Genomic DNA, 18,151 nt, shown 5'->3' with positions numbered 1-18,151 from the left:
ATCCTCAGGCCGCGTGCAGGTATTCGCGGGGGCTGCGGTCGGTGAGCGCCCGCACCGGCTGCCACCGGAACACGCCGGCCCCCTGCGCATAGGACAGGTGGCCGCCCAGCGCGCCGCCCACCCCCATCGCGGCCAGCCCGAGCAGGCAGTAGCGTCGCGCGGCCGGCAGGCGCTCACGGCGGTAGGCGCGGTAGGACAGGGCGAACAGCAGCACCGCTGTGCCGTTCGAGGCCGCATGCACCAGACCCACCCGCTGTTGCGGCCGGTTCAGCAGCGCATAGTCGGCCCAGCCGGCCAGCACCGTGGGCGGGGTGGCCAACAGCCCGATCCCCACGAGCCGGCGAGCGGCGGCGGGATCCTTGAACACCACGTCGAACACCGCCGACGTGGTCCACGCCCCGATCGGCACCGTCACCAGCAGCGGGTGCACCGGGTGACCCAGCCAGGAGCCGCGCAGGACCCCGCCGAGCCGGGCACGGTCGACCGCCGTGCCGGCGACCCGGGAGGCCGTCGCCGCGACGCCGTCGAGGACGCGGAAACGCTCGACAGCCGCGAGCGCGCGATGAAGGTTCATGCGGGGGCTCTACCCCGTTCCGCCGTCGTCAATCCTCTGCCTGACGGAACGCGACCGGCAGGCCAGGTATGAAGGTGCCGCCGCGGGGTAACCGCGCCGGCATGGCGAAGATCGGATACTTCCTGTCGAGTGAGCAGTGGACCCCACAGAGCCTGGTCGACCAGGCCAGACGAGCGGAGGACGCGGGCTTCGAGGCCCTGTGGATCTCCGACCACTTTCACCCGTGGAACGACGCGCAGGGCCAGGGTCCGTTCGTCTGGGGCGTGATCGGCGCGCTCTCCCAGGTGACTTCGCTGCCGGTGAGCACGGCCGTGACGTGTCCGACGATGCGGATCCACCCCGCGATCATCGCCCAGGCCGCGGCCACGGCCGCCGTCCAACTCGACGGCCGGTTCGTGCTCGGTGTCGGTAGCGGTGAACTGCTCAACGAGCACATCTTCGGCGACCCGTGGCCGTCGGTCGGTGTGCGCCTGGAGATGCTCGAGGAGGCCATCGACGTGATCCGCCTGCTGCACAAGGGCGAAGAGATCAGCCACCACGGCGAGCACTACGAGGTGCAGGAGGCGCGGATCTACACACGCCCGCAGCAGCCCGTTCCGATCTACGTGTCCGGATTCGGAACGCAGGCAGCAGAATTCGCCGGCCGGGTCGGCGACGGATTCTGCACCACGATGCCCGACGCCGAGCTGGTGAAGGCCTTCCGCGAGGGCGGGGGCGGCGACAAGCCGGTGCAGGCCGGCACCAAGGTGAGCTGGGACCGCGACGCGGACGCCGGACTCGACGCCGCGCACCGGCTGTGGGCCAACGAGTCGCTACCCGGCCAGCTCGCGCAGACGCTGCCGCGGCCCCGCGACTTCGAGGCGGCCTCGTCTCTGGTGCCGCGGGACATGGTGGCCGAGTCGGTGACGTGCGGACCCGATGTCGACGCGCACGTCGCCCAGATCCGGGAGTTCGTCGACGCCGACGTCGACGAGATCTACGTGCAGCAGATCGGCCCGGACCTGGACGGGTTCTTCAGCACCTTCCAGCGCGACGTGTTGCCGCAGCTGCGCTGACTACGGAGCCCTGCGGAACGCCGCGGTGATCGCGGCGACGCGAGGATCGGTGCGCAACTGCTCGAGCGTCTCGGGCAGCGGCAACCGCCAGTTGGGATACTCGTCGACCGTGCCCGGCAGGTTCGGCTGGCGGGTCTCGCCGATGACGTCGTAGGGCGAGATGAGCTTGAGCCGGCTCGGCGTCTGGGCCAGCAGGCGGTGCATCGCGAGGATGACCGCCGACTCGTCGGACTGCTCGTCGGTGGCCAGCAGGCCCTCGGAGGTCAACAGCGTAAACCACTCTGCGCGTTCCTTGTCGGCGTTGGCCTGCTCGGCCGGGACGTCGTCGAGCAGGCCGAGGTCGGCGCGCGCCCGCACGTGCTCCCCCTGGAGGAACCCGGCCGCGGTCGGCAGGTCGTGGGTGGAGATGCTCGCGGCGGCCCGCTCCGGCCACCGGGCCGGCGGCAGCAACGGCTCGTCCGGAACGTCCAGGTCCCGGGTGAACCACGCCACCGCGCAGCCCAGCATCCCGTTGTCCGCCAACGCCTGAGTCACCTCGGGCTCGACGGTACCCAGATCCTCACCGACCACCGTGGCCTCTGCGCGGTGCGCTTCGAGCGCCAGCACCGCCAGCATCGCCTCGGCGTCGTAGTGCACGTAGGTGCCGCGATCGGGGCCGTCGCCCGGCGGAATCCACCACAGCCGCCACAACCCGGCGACGTGGTCGATGCGCAGCCCGTCGGCGTGCGACAGCACCGCGCGCAGCATGTCCTGCAGCGGGGCATAGCCGTTGGCGGCCAACCGGTCCGGACGCCACGGCGGCAGCCCCCAATCCTGGCCGCGCGGAGTGAAGTTGTCCGGCGGAGCGCCGATGCTGACACCGGTGGCCAGCACATCGGCCAGCGCCCACGCGTCCGCGCCGTCGGCGTCGACGCCGACCGCCAGATCGTGCAGCACGCCCAGCGCCATCCCGGACGTGCGGCCCGCGTCCCGCACCGCGGCGAGTTGCTCGGCGCAGCGCTGCTGCACCCACGCGTGGAACGCCAACCGCGGCGCCAACTCCCGGCGGGCCGACGCCACGGCCGCACCGGAGACGTCACGCAGCGCTTCCGGCCAGCGGCTCCACCGGCCGCCGTGCCGTTCGGCCAACGCGCAGTAGGTGGCCCAGTCGCGCAGACCGTCGGAGGTCGCGGCGTCAGCGAGCGGATCGGGCCGGCCCGCCGAGCGCCAGAGCACCTCCAGCGCCGAGCGCTTCGCCGCCCACACCAGATCGTGGTCGATGCGCGGGGTGCTCGCCGACACCCGCAGCGCATCGATCTCCTCGCGGGTCGCCGGATCGGCCTGCCGGTAGGCCTCGAGGTCCTCGATGCGCAGCGCGAGCGGATTGGCGAACCGCCTACTCGAGGGGGTGTAGGGCGACGGCTGTACCGGATGGGTCGGGCCGGGGGCGTGGAGCGGGTTCAGAAGCACTGCGCCGCAGCCGTGTTCGGTGACCGTCCAGTCCATGAACTCGCGAAGGTCACCCAGGTCACCGATGCCCCACGACCGATCGGAGCGCAGCGCGTAGAGCTGCAGCATCCAGCCCCAGGTGTCGGGCGCGGTGGGCACCTGCGGGGGAGCCGCCACCACGGTGACCTCCTGCCCGTCGCCAGTGTGCAGCCGGTACCAACCGGGCGCCAGGTCGGCGGGGATCTCGTCGCGCACGTCGGTCCGGGTGCCGTCCTCGGCGATCAGCATCGTCGCCCCGGGCACCGGGCGCGGCTGCCCGGTCAGCCGGACCGCCAGTGTGGGCGGCAGCACCCCGGCGCGGCTGCGCTCCTCGAGCCGGGACAGTTCAGCGCGGCGCTGCTCCTCGGAGCGGGCCTCGACCTCCAGCAGACCGAGCACCCGGATGACGACGTCGGCGTCGACGTGCACCGGCTCACGGCGCTCGTTGCGGTAGGACGTCGCGACCCCGTGGGCCGCGGCCAGGCGCCGGAGATCCTCGGGCACGGGCGCTGGGGAGGAAGTCATCGCGCTGCTATACCCCTGACGGGATTCCTTACACCGTGAGCTAGGCGATGGCCGCGCCCACGAGGTGACCGATGCCGTAGGTGATCAGCAACGCGAGCCCGCCACCGATCACGTTGCGCATCACCGCGCGTTGCTTGGGCGCCCCGCCGAGTTGGGCGGAGACCGCTCCGGTGAGGACCAGCGCCGCCAGCACGGCGACGACGGTGACCGGGATGCGCCACGCGGTGGGCGGCAAGATGATGGCCACGATCGGCAGCACAGCGCCGACGGTGAACGACAGCGCCGAGGACAGCGCCGCCTGCCACGGGTTGGTCAGTTCGCCTGGCGTGATACCCAATTCGATCTCGGCGTGCGCGGCGAACGCGTCGTGGTCGGTGAGCTCCTCGGCGACCGTGCGCGCGGTGGCCGGCGTCAGGCCTTTCTGCTCGTAGAGCGCGGCGAGTTCGTCGAGCTCGGCGGCCGGGTCGTCGCGCAGCTCCCGGCGCTCCTTACTGAGCAGCGCCTTCTCGGTGTCGCGCTGCGTGCTGACCGACACGTACTCCCCCAGTGCCATCGACACCGCCCCGGCGGCAAGACCGGCGATACCGGCGGTGAGGATCGGGCCGGGCTCGGACACGGCCGCGGCGACACCGACGACGATGCCGGCAGTGGACACGATGCCGTCGTTTGCCCCCAGGACTCCGGCCCGTAACCAATTCAGCTTGGCGGCAACGGAACCGACATGCGGTTCGGCGGGATGCGATGGGATGGCCACCGCGTCACCGTAACCAGGTTCGCAGCACTCTGCCAGCAAACCAAGCCTTGCCATAGCAAGGGCGCCATCGGGGGTCTTACGGCCCTGTCCACGGCGGCCACCCGGCCCGACACTGGAGCGGCAACGGGAAAAGGAGCCATCATGAATCGTGAGGCATGCAAGTTCTTCGCCGGGTCGTTCGCCGCGCTGGCCTATGCCCACGCGGCCTATGCCGTGGCGACCTCGAGCGGAGTCGTCGACGAACCGGTGTTCCTCGGACGGAGATGGGGCGTCGGTTACATGTGGACCGAGGCCGCGGTCTATTCGGCGCTGAGTGTCACCCTGGGCTACCTCGGCTGGCGCCGTCCACCCGAAACGGCGCAGCTTCCGCCCCACGATCGCCAGGCACGTGACGCGGGCGCTGAGACGGACGTTCACGAAGAGTCCGAAAAGGGAACGGCCGCGGCGGTATGACCCGATGGCGCTGAGCAGGCGGAGCTTTCTGGCCGCCGCGGCGGCGGGTGCCGCGCTGAGCGCGTGTGCGCGGCCCACCGCACCGCCCGCCCCTCGGCAACCCGCAGCAGGCCTGACCGAGGCGATCGCCCGCACCGAGGCAGCCCGTCCCCACACCGGACGGACCGTCACCGCGCACCTGCGCGCCGGATCGAGCGACCTGGACCTCGGTGGTCCGGTGGTCCGCAGCCTCGCCTACGACGGCCGGGTGGCGGGCCCCGTGGTGCGGGGGAACGTCGGGGACGAGCTGGCGGTCACCGTCACCAACGGCCTCGACCACCCGACCTCCGTGCACTGGCACGGCATCGCGCTGCGCAACGACATGGACGGCGCCGCGCCGGCCACCCCCGAGATCGCCCCGGGCGCGGACTTCACCTACCGGTTCACCTCACCGGTACCCGGCACCTACTGGGCCCACCCGCACGCCGGGCTGGACACCGACTACGGGCTGTACCTGCCGGTGATCGTCGACGATCCCGCCGAACCCGGCGACTACGACGCGGAGTGGATCGTCGTGCTCGACGACTGGACCGCGGGCGTGGGCCCCGACCCGCACCAGATTCTCGACGGACTGCGGTCGCGCGGGATGTCGATGCACGGCATGGGCGGCGCGGCAAGCCCCCTGCTCGCCGGCGACGGTGGCGATGTCAGCTATCCCTACTACCTCGTCAACGGTCGCATCCCCTCGGCGGCAACCGGTTTCACAGCGCGCGCCGGGCAGCGGCTGCGCATCCGGTTCATCAATGCCGCGGCCGACACCGCGTTCCGCGTCGCGCTGGCCGGTCACCCGATGACGGTCACGCACACCGACGGATATCCGGTCGAACCCGTCGACGTGGATGCGGTGCTGCTGGGGATGGGGGAACGCTACGACGTGCTCGTCACCGCGGCCGACGGCGTCTTCCCTCTGGTGGCGGTCGCCGAAGGTAAGAACGGTGCGGCGCGTGCACTGTTGCGCACCCGGGTGGGAAGCGATCCCGGCCCGGACTTCCGGCCGGCCGAGTTGGCGGGCCGGGTGGCCACCGCGGCCGCCCTGAGTGCCGCCGCGCCCGTCCGGCTCGCCCCCGCGCCGCCCGACGCGCAACTGCAGGCGGTGCTGTCCGGCGGCATGATGGGCTACGACTGGCGGATCAACGGACGGCCCTTCACCGACGCCGTCCCGCTGACCGTCGCCGAGAGCCAGCGGGCCGTGCTGCACTTCGTCAACCGGTCGATGATGTGGCACCCGATGCACCTGCACGGTCACACCTTCGAGGTGCTGCGCTCCGACGGAGCGCCCGGCCCGCGCAAGGACACCGTGATCGTCGCGCCGATGACGTCGGTGGCCGTCGCCTTCGACGCCGACAACCCGGGGGTGTGGATGCTGCACTGCCACAACGGCTATCACATGGACGCCGGAATGATGACCACCCTGGAGTACGTCTGAGATGCGCGCAGGCATAACCTCGGTCAGATGAAGTTCGGCATCTCCACCTTCGTCAACGACGACACCATCGACACCGTGTCCCTGGCACGGGCGATCGAAGAGCGCGGCTTCACGTCGCTGGCCGTCGCCGAGCACACCCACATTCCGGCCAGCCGGCAGTCGCCGTATCCGCTGGGCGGTGATCTGCCGTCGATCTACTACCGCACACTGGACCCGTTCGTCACGCTGGCGGCCGCCGCCGCAGTGACGTCCACCATCGAATTGATCACCGGCATCGCGCTTCTGATCCAGCGCGACCCCATCATCACCGCCAAGGAGGCCGCCAGCATCGACCTGATCTCCGGCGGGCGATTCGTGCTCGGAGTGGGGGCCGGCTGGAACATCGAGGAACTGCGCGATCACGGCACCGATCCGAAGACGCGCGGCGCGCTGCTCGACGAACGGATCGAGGCCATCAAGGCGCTGTGGACCACCGAACCCGCCGAGTACCACGGCCGGTTCGTCGATTTCGACCCGTCCTACTGCCGACCCAAGCCCGTGCGCACACCGCACCCGCCGGTGCTGATCGGCGGTGACTCCGACGCCACGGTCAAGAGGGTGATCCGGCACAAGGCGGGCTGGATCTCCAACCCGCTGCCGGTCGAACGGCTCCGGATGCGGATCGACCAGATCACCGAGGGCGCCGGGCACGACGTCCCGCTGACGATGTTCGCCGCGCCGAACGATCCGCAGTACTGGAGTGCCGCAGCAGAACTCGGCTTCGGGGAATTGGGCCTGCTGCTGCCGACCAAGCCGCTCGATCAGTCGCTGCGCATCCTCGACCAGCTCGCCGAGCGGGTCGCGCAGTTCGGCTGAGCTAGCGGGTCGCGGTGGTGCGTGGCCGGGCGGCGACGGGCACGGCAGCCGGCGCAGGTGCCTGCGGGGCGCGGCGCGCCCGCTGCAGATCCCGGGTGATCCGCCGGCTCAGGATCCGCTCGTCGCGGGCGCTCAGGGAGCGGTTGCGGGCCGCCAGCTGATCGAGCTGCTGCCAGCTCAGCCCGTCGAGGTCACCGTCGGCGTCGTGGGTGGCGACGACCACCGCTCCGCGCAGCAGCGGGACGGTCTTCGCAGTGAAGTTCGTTGTGGCGAGCAGTAGTTCAGTGGCGCGGCGGTTGACGCGGCGCTGGCACCCCGGCGTGGTGGAGCTGAACCAGAAATCGAACTGCCGGTCGGCGCTGCCTAGAGACTGCAGCCCGCGGTCGTGGATGAGTCGGTCGACGTCGGCCTTGGTGTAGGCACGCGTCTCATAAACGGGGCCCTGGGCGCTGAAGTACAGGATTGTGTTCATGAGGATGATCCATTCGTCACTTTCTTCGGGTGGGTGGCGCGTCGGACCGCGTCGTCCGCGTCGTTACTGAAGTTACCCATGTGACAAATGAGACAAACCTTGATAACGATTCGAAACCCTTCCCCGGGCGGGCGGGGCCACCTACGGTCAGGCCATGGACTTCGAGGAATACCGGACCTATGACGCCACCGGCCTGGCCGAACTGGTCGCCACCGACAAGGTGTCGGCGGCCGAGTTGCTGACGCTGGCCCGTGACCGCGCCGCGGCGGTGAACCCGCGGATCAACGCCATCGTGCGCGACATCCCGGCGCCCGCGCACGGCGAGGGCCCCTTCGCCGGCGTGCCGTTCCTGATCAAGGATCTCGGCCAGGATTACGCCGGGACACCCACCGGTGCAGGTTCACGTGCGCTGGCGTCGCGACCTGCGCCGGAGCACTCCACCGTCGTGCAACGCTGGCTCGACGCCGGCTTGGTGATCTTCGGCAAGACCAACACCCCCGAGTTCGGCGCCAAGGGGGTCACCGAGCCGGTCGCGCACGGGCCGGCCCGCAACCCCTGGAACCTCGCCCACAGCCCGGGCGGCTCGTCGGGCGGAGCGGCCGCCGCCGTCGCCGCGGGCATCGTCCCCTGTGCGGGAGCCAGCGACGGCGGCGGGTCGATCCGAATCCCGGCGGGCTGCTGCGGGCTCGTCGGCCTCAAACCCGGTCGTGGACTGGTGCCCTCGGGGCCCGGCGCCGCGGAGCCGATGCACGGCGCCGCCGTGCAGGGCGTCGTCTCCCGCACCGTGCGCGACACCGCGGCCATGCTCGACGTGCTGCGCGGCGGTGAGCCCGGCGGACCGTACGTGCCCGGCATGCCGGACGCGTCGTTCGTGTCCTGCCTGGATGCCGACCCCGGCCCGCTGCGGATCGGGGTGCGGGTGCCGTCGGCGATCACCCCCCATCCCCACGCGGAGGCCTACGCCGCCGTCGAGAACACCGTGCGGGTGCTGACCGACCTCGGCCACCACGTCGACGAACTCCCGCAGGCTCCCTTCGACGACGCCGCGCTGGCCCGAGACTTCCTGCTGACCTGGTTCGTCTCGATCGCCTTCGAGGTCGAGGAGGCCAAGCGGCTGACCGGGGCGGGCGACGCGTCCTTCGAACGGGACACGCTGATCATGGCCGCGTTGGGCCGCGCCACCAGCGGCGTGGACTACGTCGACGCCGTGGCGCGCCGCCACGAACACACCCGCCGGCTCACCGCGTTCTTCTCCTCCCACGACCTGCTGCTCACCCCGACACTGGCCACCCCGCCGCCCAGGATCGGCGCGTTCGACCTGCCCGCCGCGCTGGCCCGCTCGGCCGACGTCCTGCTCAAGACCCGGACCGCGGGGCTGCTGCGCTACACCAAGATCGTCGACGACATGGTCGACGACAACCTCGGCTGGGTGCCCTACACCCAGCTGGCGAATCTGACCGGGCGCCCGGCGATCTCGCTGCCGCTGCACTGGACGGCCGACGGTCTGCCGCTCGGGGTCCAGTTCGTCGCGCCGCTGGCCGGGGAGTCGCGACTGATCCAGCTCGGTGCCCAGCTGGAGCGGGCGGCGCCGTGGTTCGACCGGGTCGCGCCTATCTAACGGGACTCCCCCGTCGGTGAATCCGCTTCGCGCCGTTCCTCTTTGAGCCGATCCTTGCTGCGGATCAGGCGCAGCAGCGTGACCAGTGCGAGACCGCCGACGATGTTGCAGACCACCGTGTAGCCGAACCACGACAGCCAGTCGAGATATCCGAACGAGGTGTTGCCGACGATCAGTGCACCGAAGATCAGCAGCGAGTCCAGGATCGAGTGGAACATCTGCAGACCGGCCAGCAGGAATGCCCCGGCCACGGCCGCGGCGATCTTGGCCGGCATCGAATCGGTGCCGTGCTGCATGCGCGTCATCAGCGTGATCGCCATGCCGCCCAGCAACGCGAGCGTGATGGACTCCGCGGACAGCGGCGCGTCGACGTAGTGCTGCGCGGAGGTGATGGTCTGGGCGTGCAGCTTCGGGAACGCCGTCATCACCAGCCACATGATCAACCAGCCGCCGACGAGGTTGGCCGCCAGCGTGCCGCTCCACAGCTTGACCAGCTGCGCAACGCTGGCGCGTTTGGCGGCGACCGTGGTGACCGGCACCAGGAACCCTTCGGTGAACAACTCGCTGCGGCCCAGCAGCAGCGCCAGGAAGCCGATCGAGAAGGCCAGCCCCGCCAGCAGCGGGTCACCCGTCGCCACCAGCACCGACAGGTAGGCCAGCACCCCCATCGCCACCTCGGTGCCGCCGAAGAACCCGGTCACCAGTACCTCGCGCCAGGTGCGGTGCAGCCGCTGGGTGCCCTCGTCCACCATGCGGTTGAAGGCCTTTTCGAGGGCGTCCTCGATCGGGCTGTCGGAATCGCCGAGGTCACGCTGGTCTGTGCTGCTCATCGCGCCCGTGTACCCGTTCGGCGCCGTCTTGCGCCGGCCCGGCCTGTGACCGTGCTTCCATGTCGAGAATGACGATCGCGCAGTACCGCGACTACGAGCGGTCCTGGCTCCGCGGCGATGTCCTCGCCGGTCTGACGGTCGCGGCCTACCTCATCCCTCAGGTGATGGCGTACGCCACGGTGGCCGGTCTCCCGCCGGTGACCGGGCTGTGGGCGGCGCTCGTGCCGATGGCCGTGTACGCGGTGCTGGGCTCGTCGCGGCAACTCTCGGTCGGCCCCGAATCCACGACCGCGCTGATCACCGCCACGGCGCTGGCCCCGCTGGCCCACGGCGACCCGGTGCGCTACGCCGCCCTGGCGGCGGTGCTCGCGGTGCTCGTCGGCGCGGTGTGCCTGCTGGCCGGCGTCGTCCGGCTCGGGTTCCTCGCCGAGCTGCTCAGCCAGCCCGTGCTGGTCGGCTACCTGACCGGCGTCGCCGTCCTGATGATCGCGGGCCAGCTCGGCAAGCTGACCGGCACCCCGGTCGACGGCCAGGAGTTCACCGGCCAGCTGCGGTCGTTCGTGTCCGGGCTGGACGGAGTGCAGTGGCCGACCGTCGCCCTGTCGGTCGGCGCGCTGGCGCTGCTGCTGGGGCTGGCCCGGTTCATCCCGCGCTGGCCCGGGCCGCTGATCACCATCCTGGTCACCACCGTCGTGGTCGCCGTGTTCGCGCTGCAGGACGACGGCATCCGGCTGGTCGGCCCGATCCCCAGCGGTCTGCCACCCCTGGGCTTCCCCGGGGTCGGGCCTGCAGACGTCGTCGGGCTCGTGATTCCCGCCGTCGGCATCGCCCTGGTGGCTTTCTCCGACAACGTGCTCACCGCGCGATCGTTCTCAGCGCGCCGGTCCGAGCGCATCGACGCCAACGCCGAACTGCGCGCGCTGGGGGCCTGCAACGTCGGCGCCGGGCTGAGCCACGGCTTTCCCGTCAGCTCGAGTGCGAGCCGGACCGCGCTGGGCGAATCGGTGGGCAGCCGCACCCAGGTGTACTCGCTGGTGGCGCTCGCCGTCGTGCTGCTGGTGATGATCGCGGGGCGGGGAGTGCTCGCGCTGTTCCCGACCGCCGTGCTCGGCGCCCTGGTGGTCTACGCCGCGCTGCGACTGATCGACATCGCCCAGTTCCGCAGGCTGCGGCGGTTCCGGCTCAGCGAGTGGCTGCTCGCGGTGACGACGACGGTGGCCGTGCTGGCGTTCGGCGCGCTGTACGGCGTGCTGGCCGCGATCGCCGTCTCGGTGCTCGAACTGTTGCGCCGCGTCGCCCGGCCCCACGACGCGATCCTGGGATTCGTGCCGGGGCTGGCCGGAATGCACGACATCGACGACTATCCGACGGCAAGCCCCTTGGCCGGGCTGCTGGTCTACCGCTACGACGCGCCGCTGTTCTTCGCCAACGCCGAGAACTTCCGGCAGCGCGCGCTCGCCGCGGTCGACGACAGCGCCGACCCGGTGCGGTGGTTCCTGCTCAACGCGGAGGCCAACGTCGAGGTCGACCTGACCGCACTCGACGCCCTCGGTCAGTTGCGGACCGAATTGCAGAGTCGCGGAATCGAATTCGCGATGGCACGGGTGAAGCGAGAGCTGCACGACGACCTGGTCGCCGCCGGCTTGATCGACGCGATCGGCGAGGACCGGATCTTCCCGACGCTGCCCACCGCGGTGGAGGCCTTCCGCCGCGCCCACCCGGGCGGCTAGGCGCGCGGGGGCGGGAAGTACATCTCCTGGCGCACCGTGCACACCAGCCGGCCGTCGCGGTTGAACATGGTCCCGCCGGCCAGCGCCAGCGTGTCGGTGCTGCTCGGCGAGGACTGGTCGTAGAGCAGCCAGTCCGACAGATCCGCCGGTCCGTGGAACCACACCGAATGATCGCGCTGCGCCGACGCCCCGACCTTCCCGCGCGCCGCGTACGCCGGCTCGGTCAGCGTCACCGCCGACAGGTACGCGACCAGCGCGGCCGTCATCGTCGTGTCACCGGCCACCTCGTCGGGCACCGGGCCGTCGGGCCGCCACCAGATGCGCGACCGCGCCGGCGGCGACCGGTCGGCGTCGACGATGCGTCGTTCGAACCACCGCAGACTCGACCACTGTCCCGGCGTCACGTCGTCGGATTCGGCCATGTGCGGCGCGACGACGGGCAGCGACTCCGGCTCCGGCACCTCGGGAGCGGACGGCTGATACCCGCCCGCGCCGGGTGCCGGCGCGACCAGCGCGAACGACGACATCGCCTCCAGCAGGATCTGCTCGTCCTGGCGCGCGGTCACCCGGCGGGCCGAGAACGTGCGGCCCTCCTGCAGATCCACGACGTCGAACCGCACCGGGCGGCGCGCGTCGCCCGGCCGCAGGAAGTAGGTGTGCACGCTGTGCGGCGCCCGCCCCGGCGCGGTCAGGCCGGCCGCCAACAGCGCCTGGGCCGAGATGTGTCCGCCGAGGATGTGGTGCGCCGGCGCCGGCAGTTGCTCACCGAGAAAGGACCGTGCGTCGAGGCGATTCAGGGCCATCGAGGCGAGCACATCGCCGAGCGAGGAGGGCACGGCAGGAGATTGTGCCGCAGCCGTGTTTGCTCTGACTGACGGTGGTCAATATCACCTCCATGCCGGGTTTCAGCGACGCCCTCGAATGGGCCAAACACGAGCTGTCGGCTCGCGTGCCCAAGGCCGATCTCGACCAGCGCGACGCCGACTACATCCGCGAGCAACTGCCCGGGTTGTGGTTGCTGGCGTCGCTGTACTTCCGCGCGGACGTCCGCGGGCTCGACCGGATTCCCAAGGACGGGCCGGTGCTGTTGGTGGGCAACCACAGCGGCGGCAACCTGCCGCCCGACACCTTCGTGTTCACGTTGGCGTTCTGCTCCTACTTCGGTGTGGAGCGGCCGTTCTACCAGCTGGCGCACAACCTGGTGGTGTCCATGCCGGGCCTCGGGTCGCTGCGCAAGTTCGGCACCGTCGCGGCCAACCACGACAACGCCGCGCTGGCCCTGAAATCCGGTGCGGCGCTTCTGGTCTACCCCGGCGGCGACTACGAGGTGTTCCGCCCGTCCTGGAAGCGCCACGAGGTCGACTTCGACGGACGTCAGGGTTATGTGACGCTGGCCCGCGAGGCCGGGGTGCCGATCGTCCCGGTCGCCAGCGTCGGCGGGCAGGAGGCCGCACTGTTCCTGGACCGCGGGCAGTGGCTGGCGCGGCTGCTGGGCGTGGACAGGATCGCCCGGCTCAAAAGCGTCCCGATCCTGCTGGCACCGCCCTGGGGACTGGCGGTCAGCGACATGGTGCCGCGGCTGCCGCTGCCGACGAAGATCGTCATCGAGGTGCAGGACCCGATCGACGCGGAGGACATCGCCGCCGCCGACGACGACGTCATCAACGACAAAGTGCTGGCCAGCCTTCAGGGCGCGGTCGACCGGCTCGGCGCCGAACGCCGCTTCCCGGTGATCGGTTAGGAGAGACGATGCGGCTGTCGCGAAGCAGGGTCGTCAACGTCGACCCTCACATCGTGTGGAAGCACGTCAGTGACCCGACCTGCTACCCCGAGTTCATGGCGCATCTCGAGCGCTGGGAGACCGTCACCGACGGTCCGGTCGGCGTCGGATCCCGCTTCACGGTGCACTGGCGGGTCGGCTCGGTGCCCATCGGCGGCGTGATCGAGGTGGTGGAGTTCGACGACGCCCGCGACCTGGCGTGGATCGGCATCACCGGGGTGACGCTGCGGGGGCGCTTCCGGCTGCGCGAATACGGTGACGGCAAGACGAAGGTGACGTTCCGGCTGGCATATGAGGCGCCGGGCGGGGTGCTGGGGCTGGTCGCGGACTGGGTGGCGGCGCGGCAGGTGGGCAGCATCATGGACCAGACCCTGGTGCGCCTGCAGGCCCTCACCGAATCCTGACACCGTCTTCCGAGGCAGCCGTGTTGCCTATACGGTCTAACTATGACGCGTGTGTCGGTGATCACCGGGGGAGCGGGCGGCATGGGGCAGGCGACGGCGGCGATCGTCGGCCGAGACCACGGCGTCGTGCTGTTCGACGTTCGGGAGGACCGGCTCGCCGCCGCGCACGCGGTGCTCGACGGGCAGGGCATCGCGGCGACCGCCGTCGCCGGTGACGTCACCGACGCGGGCGCCGTCGCCGCACTGCTGCGCACCGCCACCGAGCTCGGCACGCTGACCTCGGTGATCCACACCGCGGGCGTCAGCCCGAGCATGGGCGACGCCGACCACATCCTCACGACGAACGCGATCGGCACGCTCACCGTCGGAGAGGAGTTCTACCGCGTCGCCCCCGAGGGCGCCGCGCTGGTCAACGTGGCGTCCATGGCGGCGCACATGCTGCCCGAGTCGGTGGTGCCGATCGCCACGTTCCCCCGGGCGCTCGAGGACGCGCCCACCTTCCTCGAGCAGATGCGCACGGCCTGCGACGTCGCGCCCGATCAGGCCCGCCCGGGCCTGGCCTACGCGCTGAGCAAGAGCTTCGTGCGGTGGTATTCGACGGCGCAGGCGGAGCGGTTCACCGGCCGCGGGCTGCGCATCCTGTCCGTCTCGCCGGGCTCGACCGACACCGAGATGGGCCGGCTCGAGGAGAAGGCCGGCGCCGGTGCGATGGTGGCCGACGCCGCGGTGCCGCGGTGGGGCACCGCCGAGGAGATGGCCGAGCTGCTGGCGTTCTGTGCGAGCGGGCGGGCCGGCTACCTGACCGGCACCGACATCCTCAACGACGGCGGCGTGATCGCCTCGATGACCGAACGTGCCCGCAGGGCCACCGCCGGCTAGCCGACCGCGGCCCGCGGCCCGGATCCCGGGCTGGTCGGTGCCGCTGTTCTTCGTCGTCGGCGCCGTCTCCCAATACGCCGGCGCCGCGGTCGGGGTGACGCTGTTCGAGACGACGGCCCCGTCCACGGTGGCGTGGCTGCGCGCGGCGGGCGCCGCGGTGGTGCTGCTCGCCTGGCGACGGCCGTGGCGGCGCCGCTGGACCCGGCCCGAGCTGGGCGCGGCGGCGATGTTCGGGATCGTCACGCTCGCGATGAACGTGGCGTTCTACGAGTCGATCGCGCGGATCCCGCTCGGCACCGCCGTGGCCATCGAGTTCACCGGCCCGGTGGCCGTCGCGGTGCTCGGCTCCCGCCGGCCGCTGGACTACGGCGCCGCCATGCTGGTCGCCGCCGGGGTGTACCTGCTGGCCGGCCCGCAGACCGGGGTCCACGGTGCCGGCGTGGCGTTCGCTCTGCTCGCCGCCGCGCTGTGGGCGGGCTACATCCTGCTCGGCAAGCGGGTGGCCGACGCCGGCGCGGGCGTCGACTCGCTGGCCGTCGGGATGGGCGTCGCCGCGGTGCTGTCGGCGCCGGTGCTGCTCGGTGTGCAGGGCGTGATCGACGCGTCGGTGCTCATCGAGGCGCGCACCTGGCTCCTGGGCGCCGGAGTGGGAGTGCTCTCCAGTGCCATTCCGTACGCGCTCGACCAACCGGTACTGGCACGCGTCGGGCGCGCCCGCTTCGCGCTGTTGCTCGCGCTGCTGCCCGCCACCGCCGCCGTGGTCGGCGCGGTGGCCCTTGCCCAACGGCCCGACCGGGCCGAGATCGCCGGCATCGCGCTGGTGATGGCCGCGCTCGTGGTCAGCGCCCGGGCGGTGCGCCGCGGCGGCGGCCTCGACGGCACAATCGAGCCATGAGCTGCTGCCACTCCGAATTCGACACCGCGTTCACCGTCGACGCGTCGCGCATCACCTTCGGCCGGGGCTGCGTGCGCGAAGTCGGCGACCGTGCCACGGCGCTGGGCATGCGCCGGGTGGCGTTGTTCTCCGACGCCTCGGTCGCCCGGCTCGAGTTCTTCGACACCGCAATGCAGTCGCTGCGCGACGCCGGCCTCGACGTCGTCACCTACACCGAGTCGAGCGTCGAACCGACAGATGAATCCTTCCGCGCAGCAACGGCTTTCGCGACGGAGACGAAACCCGACGGCTACGTCTCGGTGGGCGGGGGATCGGTGATCGACACCGCCAAGGCCGCCAACCTCTACGCCACCCATCCGGCGGACTTCGCCGACTACGTCAATGCGCCCATCGGCGCCGGGCGGCCGGTGCCGGGGCCGCTGGCGCCGCACATCGCGTGCCCGACGACCTCGGGCACCGGCAGCGAGGTCACCGGTATCGCGATCTTCGACCTGCTCTCCCTGCACGCCAAGACCGGCATCGCGAGCCCGGCGCTGCGGCCCAGCGAGGCGCTGGTCGACCCCGACAGCACCGACACGCTGCCCGGCGAGGTCGTCGCGTGCAGCGGCCTCGACGTGCTCTCCCACGCGCTGGAGTCCTACACGGCCCGGCCGTTCACCCGGCGTGCCGCGCCCGCGCAGGCCAGTCAGCGGCCGATGAGCCAGGGCGCCAACCCCTGGAGCGATGTGGGCAGCCGCGAGGCGCTCGGGCTGCTGGGCCGCTACCTCGAACGCGCCGTCACCGACGCCGCCGACCGGGAGGCGCGGGAACAGACCATGTGGGCGGCGACGCTGGCGGGCATCGCGTTCGGCAATGCGGGCGTACACATTCCGCACGCGATGGCCTACGCCGTGGCCGGTCAGGTGCGGGACTTCCACCCGTCGGGCTACCCCGGTGACGCGCCCATCGTCCCGCACGGCATGTCGGTCATCCTCAACGCCCCGGCCGCATTCCGGCTCACCGCCCCCGCGGATCCGGCCCGGCACCTGGCTGCCGCCGCGCACCTCGGCGCCGACGTGGCGGGCGCCGCCGACGCCGACGCAGGCGCGGTGCTGGCCGACCACCTGGTGCGGATCATGCGCGCGGTCGGCATGCCCGACGGACTCGCCGGGGTCGGCTACACCGAGTCCGACGCCACCGCGCTGGCGGCCGGCGCCTGGCCGCAGCAACGGCTGCTCGGCAACGCCCCGATCGACATCGATGAGGCGTTGCTGGCCAACACCTTTCGGCAAGCCCTCCGGTACTGGTCGTGACCACCGAGAACGCCGGCGAGTACCGGTACTTCCTGCCCATCACCACCCGCTGGATGGACAACGACGTCTACGGACACGTCAACAACGTCACCTACTACAGCTACTTCGACACCGTCGCCAACCACTTCCTGATCACCCAGGGCGGCCTCGACATTCACACCTCACCGGTCATCGCGCTGGTGGTCGAGTCGGCGTGCACGTATCGCGCTCCGGCCGCCTACCCCGACGCGCTGCGCGCGGGACTGCGGGTCGACGCGCTGTCGCGCCGATCGGTGACGTGGGGAGTGGCGATCTTCGGAGCCGACGGCGACGAGCCGCTGGCGCACGGACGTTTCGTGCACGTCTTCGTCGACCGCGAGCACCGCAGGGCGGTGCCGATCCCGGACGGGATCCGCATCGCGCTGGAATCTATTGCCGTGCAGCCACAATGAGGTCGGCCACCTCGGTAGCGACCCGTATCGCGGTCGGATCCTCCGACGGCGCATAGCGATCCGCGGCCGCGTCGTACCGGGCCCCGGCGATCGCGCCGTGATCGGTGTCGAGTTCGACGACGCGCACGGGCCAGCCGACTTCCTCCAGCTCAGTTGCGAAAGACCGACTGACCGCCAGCGGCACGACGTCGTCGGTGCGGCCGTGCAGCAGGGTGAACGGCGCCCCCGGCCGCGCCCCGGCCAGCAGGTCGGTCAACGGGGAACCGCTGATCGGGTCCGCCACCATGAACGCCCCGGCCAGACACACGGTGTGGCCGAGCGCGACGCCGAAGCGCTGCGCGGCCAGTGTCAGCCCCGCGGCGGCCGCGCCGCCCAACGACCATCCGACGAGCGTCAGCCGGTCCGGCTCGGTGGACCAGCCGCGGACGTGCTCGACCGAGGCGAGCAGACCGGCGCGGCCCCCGTCGGGTGCGTGCGAATCCCAGTCGGGCGCAACCACGCCGAACCCGCGCTGCTCGAGTGCCTCGGCGAGCCGGCGCACGGTCGCGCGGGCGTCGGTCTGGGTGCCGTGCCACAGCAGCAGCGACGGGTCCGACGGTGCGCCGTACACGTCGGCGTGCCGGTGCGGGGCGTACTCCACGGTGTCCATCGGGCCGGTGTTCCCGCTGCCGC

At 71.5% G+C, this 18,151-nt stretch carries 19 protein-coding genes; 12 read left to right on the top strand and 7 right to left on the bottom strand.

Features of this window, described 5'->3' with window-relative positions; genetic code table 11:
- Window positions 1-4: 4 nt before the first annotated feature.
- Window positions 5-574: a DUF2231 domain-containing protein gene (locus MCHUDSM44219_RS21620; RefSeq protein ID WP_048420283.1), complete on the bottom strand. Its 570-nt coding sequence runs from the start codon at window positions 572-574 to the stop codon at window positions 5-7.
- Window positions 575-675: 101 nt separating this feature from the next.
- Between MCHUDSM44219_RS21620 and MCHUDSM44219_RS21615 the strand changes: the two genes are divergently transcribed.
- Window positions 676-1,629 (top strand): TIGR03557 family F420-dependent LLM class oxidoreductase, encoded by a 954-nt coding sequence (locus MCHUDSM44219_RS21615; RefSeq protein WP_048420476.1) that lies wholly within the window; start codon window positions 676-678, stop codon window positions 1,627-1,629.
- Here MCHUDSM44219_RS21615 and malQ read toward each other — a convergent pair whose 3' ends face one another.
- Together malQ and MCHUDSM44219_RS21605 are read right to left on the bottom strand one after the other, a co-directional pair.
- A complete protein-coding gene (malQ, locus tag MCHUDSM44219_RS21610) occupies window positions 1,630-3,621 on the bottom strand; it encodes a 4-alpha-glucanotransferase (protein ID WP_048420282.1) in 1,992 nt (663 codons plus the stop codon).
- A 40-nt stretch (window positions 3,622-3,661) separates the two neighbouring features.
- Window positions 3,662-4,375 (bottom strand): VIT1/CCC1 transporter family protein, encoded by a 714-nt coding sequence (locus tag MCHUDSM44219_RS21605; RefSeq protein ID WP_048420281.1) that lies wholly within the window; start codon window positions 4,373-4,375, stop codon window positions 3,662-3,664.
- A gap of 141 nt (window positions 4,376-4,516) precedes the next feature.
- On the opposite strand from MCHUDSM44219_RS21605, the gene MCHUDSM44219_RS31295 reads away from it, so the two are divergent.
- Genes MCHUDSM44219_RS31295 through MCHUDSM44219_RS21590 form a run of 3 tightly spaced genes read left to right on the top strand, consistent with a single transcriptional unit; the run spans window position 4,517 to window position 7,148 of the window.
- Window positions 4,517-4,828, top strand: a complete 312-nt coding sequence (locus MCHUDSM44219_RS31295) for a hypothetical protein (protein WP_048420280.1) — start codon at window positions 4,517-4,519, stop codon at window positions 4,826-4,828.
- A gap of 4 nt (window positions 4,829-4,832) precedes the next feature.
- On the top strand, window positions 4,833-6,293 hold the full coding sequence (locus MCHUDSM44219_RS21595) for a multicopper oxidase family protein (RefSeq protein ID WP_048420279.1): 1,461 nt from the start codon (window positions 4,833-4,835) through the stop codon (window positions 6,291-6,293).
- Between the two features lie 27 nt (window positions 6,294-6,320).
- Entirely contained in the window at window positions 6,321-7,148 is an 828-nt protein-coding gene (locus MCHUDSM44219_RS21590; RefSeq protein ID WP_048420278.1) for an LLM class F420-dependent oxidoreductase, read from the top strand.
- A 1-nt stretch (window position 7,149) separates the two neighbouring features.
- Here MCHUDSM44219_RS21590 and MCHUDSM44219_RS21585 read toward each other — a convergent pair whose 3' ends face one another.
- Entirely contained in the window at window positions 7,150-7,620 is a 471-nt protein-coding gene (locus MCHUDSM44219_RS21585; RefSeq protein ID WP_048420277.1) for a hypothetical protein, read from the bottom strand.
- Between the two features lie 154 nt (window positions 7,621-7,774).
- Between MCHUDSM44219_RS21585 and MCHUDSM44219_RS21580 the strand changes: the two genes are divergently transcribed.
- Window positions 7,775-9,238, top strand: coding sequence for an amidase (locus MCHUDSM44219_RS21580; protein ID WP_048420276.1), 1,464 nt, complete (start codon window positions 7,775-7,777; stop codon window positions 9,236-9,238).
- Here MCHUDSM44219_RS21580 and MCHUDSM44219_RS21575 read toward each other — a convergent pair.
- A complete protein-coding gene (locus tag MCHUDSM44219_RS21575; protein WP_048420275.1) occupies window positions 9,235-10,068 on the bottom strand; it encodes a formate/nitrite transporter family protein in 834 nt (277 codons plus the stop codon). The two genes, MCHUDSM44219_RS21580 and MCHUDSM44219_RS21575, sit on opposite strands and share 4 nt — an antisense overlap.
- Before the next feature lie 68 nt (window positions 10,069-10,136).
- On the opposite strand from MCHUDSM44219_RS21575, the gene MCHUDSM44219_RS21570 reads away from it, so the two are divergent.
- Entirely contained in the window at window positions 10,137-11,798 is a 1,662-nt protein-coding gene (locus MCHUDSM44219_RS21570) for a SulP family inorganic anion transporter (RefSeq protein ID WP_236695541.1), read from the top strand.
- On the opposite strand, the gene MCHUDSM44219_RS21565 is transcribed toward MCHUDSM44219_RS21570, so the two are convergent.
- Window positions 11,795-12,634 (bottom strand): acyl-CoA thioesterase, encoded by an 840-nt coding sequence (locus MCHUDSM44219_RS21565; protein ID WP_048420273.1) that lies wholly within the window; start codon window positions 12,632-12,634, stop codon window positions 11,795-11,797. The two genes, MCHUDSM44219_RS21570 and MCHUDSM44219_RS21565, sit on opposite strands and share 4 nt — an antisense overlap.
- Before the next feature lie 59 nt (window positions 12,635-12,693).
- Between MCHUDSM44219_RS21565 and MCHUDSM44219_RS21560 the strand changes: the two genes are divergently transcribed.
- The 6 genes from MCHUDSM44219_RS21560 to MCHUDSM44219_RS21535 are packed head-to-tail and all read left to right on the top strand — an operon-like array spanning window position 12,694 to window position 17,479.
- Window positions 12,694-13,539 carry a lysophospholipid acyltransferase family protein gene (locus MCHUDSM44219_RS21560; protein ID WP_048420272.1) on the top strand — a complete coding sequence of 282 codons (846 nt, stop codon included), beginning with the start codon at window positions 12,694-12,696 and terminating at the stop codon, window positions 13,537-13,539.
- A gap of 8 nt (window positions 13,540-13,547) precedes the next feature.
- Window positions 13,548-13,982 (top strand): SRPBCC family protein, encoded by a 435-nt coding sequence (locus MCHUDSM44219_RS21555; protein ID WP_048420271.1) that lies wholly within the window; start codon window positions 13,548-13,550, stop codon window positions 13,980-13,982.
- 42 nt (window positions 13,983-14,024) lie between these two features.
- On the top strand, window positions 14,025-14,861 hold the full coding sequence (locus tag MCHUDSM44219_RS21550) for an SDR family oxidoreductase (protein ID WP_048420270.1): 837 nt from the start codon (window positions 14,025-14,027) through the stop codon (window positions 14,859-14,861).
- A gap of 37 nt (window positions 14,862-14,898) precedes the next feature.
- Window positions 14,899-15,756 carry an EamA family transporter gene (locus tag MCHUDSM44219_RS21545; RefSeq protein ID WP_048420269.1) on the top strand — a complete coding sequence of 286 codons (858 nt, stop codon included), beginning with the start codon at window positions 14,899-14,901 and terminating at the stop codon, window positions 15,754-15,756.
- A complete protein-coding gene (locus MCHUDSM44219_RS21540; RefSeq protein ID WP_048420268.1) occupies window positions 15,753-17,048 on the top strand; it encodes a hydroxyacid-oxoacid transhydrogenase in 1,296 nt (431 codons plus the stop codon). The genes MCHUDSM44219_RS21545 and MCHUDSM44219_RS21540 overlap by 4 nt, the downstream gene beginning before the upstream one ends.
- Complete coding sequence (locus MCHUDSM44219_RS21535; RefSeq protein ID WP_109777885.1) at window positions 17,045-17,479, top strand: acyl-CoA thioesterase; 435 nt, start codon at window positions 17,045-17,047, stop codon at window positions 17,477-17,479. The genes MCHUDSM44219_RS21540 and MCHUDSM44219_RS21535 overlap by 4 nt, the downstream gene beginning before the upstream one ends.
- Here MCHUDSM44219_RS21535 and MCHUDSM44219_RS21530 read toward each other — a convergent pair.
- On the bottom strand, window positions 17,457-18,128 hold the full coding sequence (locus MCHUDSM44219_RS21530; protein WP_048420267.1) for an alpha/beta hydrolase: 672 nt from the start codon (window positions 18,126-18,128) through the stop codon (window positions 17,457-17,459). The genes MCHUDSM44219_RS21535 and MCHUDSM44219_RS21530 overlap by 23 nt on opposite strands.
- Between the last annotated feature and the right edge of the window lie 23 nt (window positions 18,129-18,151).

The organism is Mycolicibacterium chubuense, assembly GCF_001044255.1.
In the GTDB taxonomy this organism is placed as follows: Bacteria; Actinomycetota; Actinomycetes; order Mycobacteriales; family Mycobacteriaceae; genus Mycobacterium; species Mycobacterium chubuense.
Note: the sequence above shows the minus strand (reverse complement) of the source record. Positions and strands in the feature narration are given on the sequence as shown.

What these genes read in the sequence shown, in the direction of transcription:
- MCHUDSM44219_RS21530 (WP_048420267.1), bottom strand. Translation starts at nt 18,128, where the DNA reads ATGGACACCGTGGAGTACGCCCCGCACCGGCACGCCGACGTGTACGGC.
- MCHUDSM44219_RS21570 (WP_236695541.1), top strand. Translation starts at nt 10,137, where the DNA reads ATGACGATCGCGCAGTACCGCGACTACGAGCGGTCCTGGCTCCGCGGC.
- MCHUDSM44219_RS21595 (WP_048420279.1), top strand. Translation starts at nt 4,833, where the DNA reads ATGGCGCTGAGCAGGCGGAGCTTTCTGGCCGCCGCGGCGGCGGGTGCC.
- MCHUDSM44219_RS21560 (WP_048420272.1), top strand. Translation starts at nt 12,694, where the DNA reads ATGCCGGGTTTCAGCGACGCCCTCGAATGGGCCAAACACGAGCTGTCG.
- MCHUDSM44219_RS21555 (WP_048420271.1), top strand. Translation starts at nt 13,548, where the DNA reads ATGCGGCTGTCGCGAAGCAGGGTCGTCAACGTCGACCCTCACATCGTG.
- MCHUDSM44219_RS21550 (WP_048420270.1), top strand. Translation starts at nt 14,025, where the DNA reads ATGACGCGTGTGTCGGTGATCACCGGGGGAGCGGGCGGCATGGGGCAG.
- malQ (WP_048420282.1), bottom strand. Translation starts at nt 3,621, where the DNA reads ATGACTTCCTCCCCAGCGCCCGTGCCCGAGGATCTCCGGCGCCTGGCC.
- MCHUDSM44219_RS21575 (WP_048420275.1), bottom strand. Translation starts at nt 10,068, where the DNA reads ATGAGCAGCACAGACCAGCGTGACCTCGGCGATTCCGACAGCCCGATC.
- MCHUDSM44219_RS21590 (WP_048420278.1), top strand. Translation starts at nt 6,321, where the DNA reads ATGAAGTTCGGCATCTCCACCTTCGTCAACGACGACACCATCGACACC.
- MCHUDSM44219_RS21580 (WP_048420276.1), top strand. Translation starts at nt 7,775, where the DNA reads ATGGACTTCGAGGAATACCGGACCTATGACGCCACCGGCCTGGCCGAA.
- MCHUDSM44219_RS21585 (WP_048420277.1), bottom strand. Translation starts at nt 7,620, where the DNA reads ATGAACACAATCCTGTACTTCAGCGCCCAGGGCCCCGTTTATGAGACG.
- MCHUDSM44219_RS21620 (WP_048420283.1), bottom strand. Translation starts at nt 574, where the DNA reads ATGAACCTTCATCGCGCGCTCGCGGCTGTCGAGCGTTTCCGCGTCCTC.
- MCHUDSM44219_RS21540 (WP_048420268.1), top strand. Translation starts at nt 15,753, where the DNA reads ATGAGCTGCTGCCACTCCGAATTCGACACCGCGTTCACCGTCGACGCG.
- MCHUDSM44219_RS21615 (WP_048420476.1), top strand. Translation starts at nt 676, where the DNA reads ATGGCGAAGATCGGATACTTCCTGTCGAGTGAGCAGTGGACCCCACAG.
- MCHUDSM44219_RS31295 (WP_048420280.1), top strand. Translation starts at nt 4,517, where the DNA reads ATGAATCGTGAGGCATGCAAGTTCTTCGCCGGGTCGTTCGCCGCGCTG.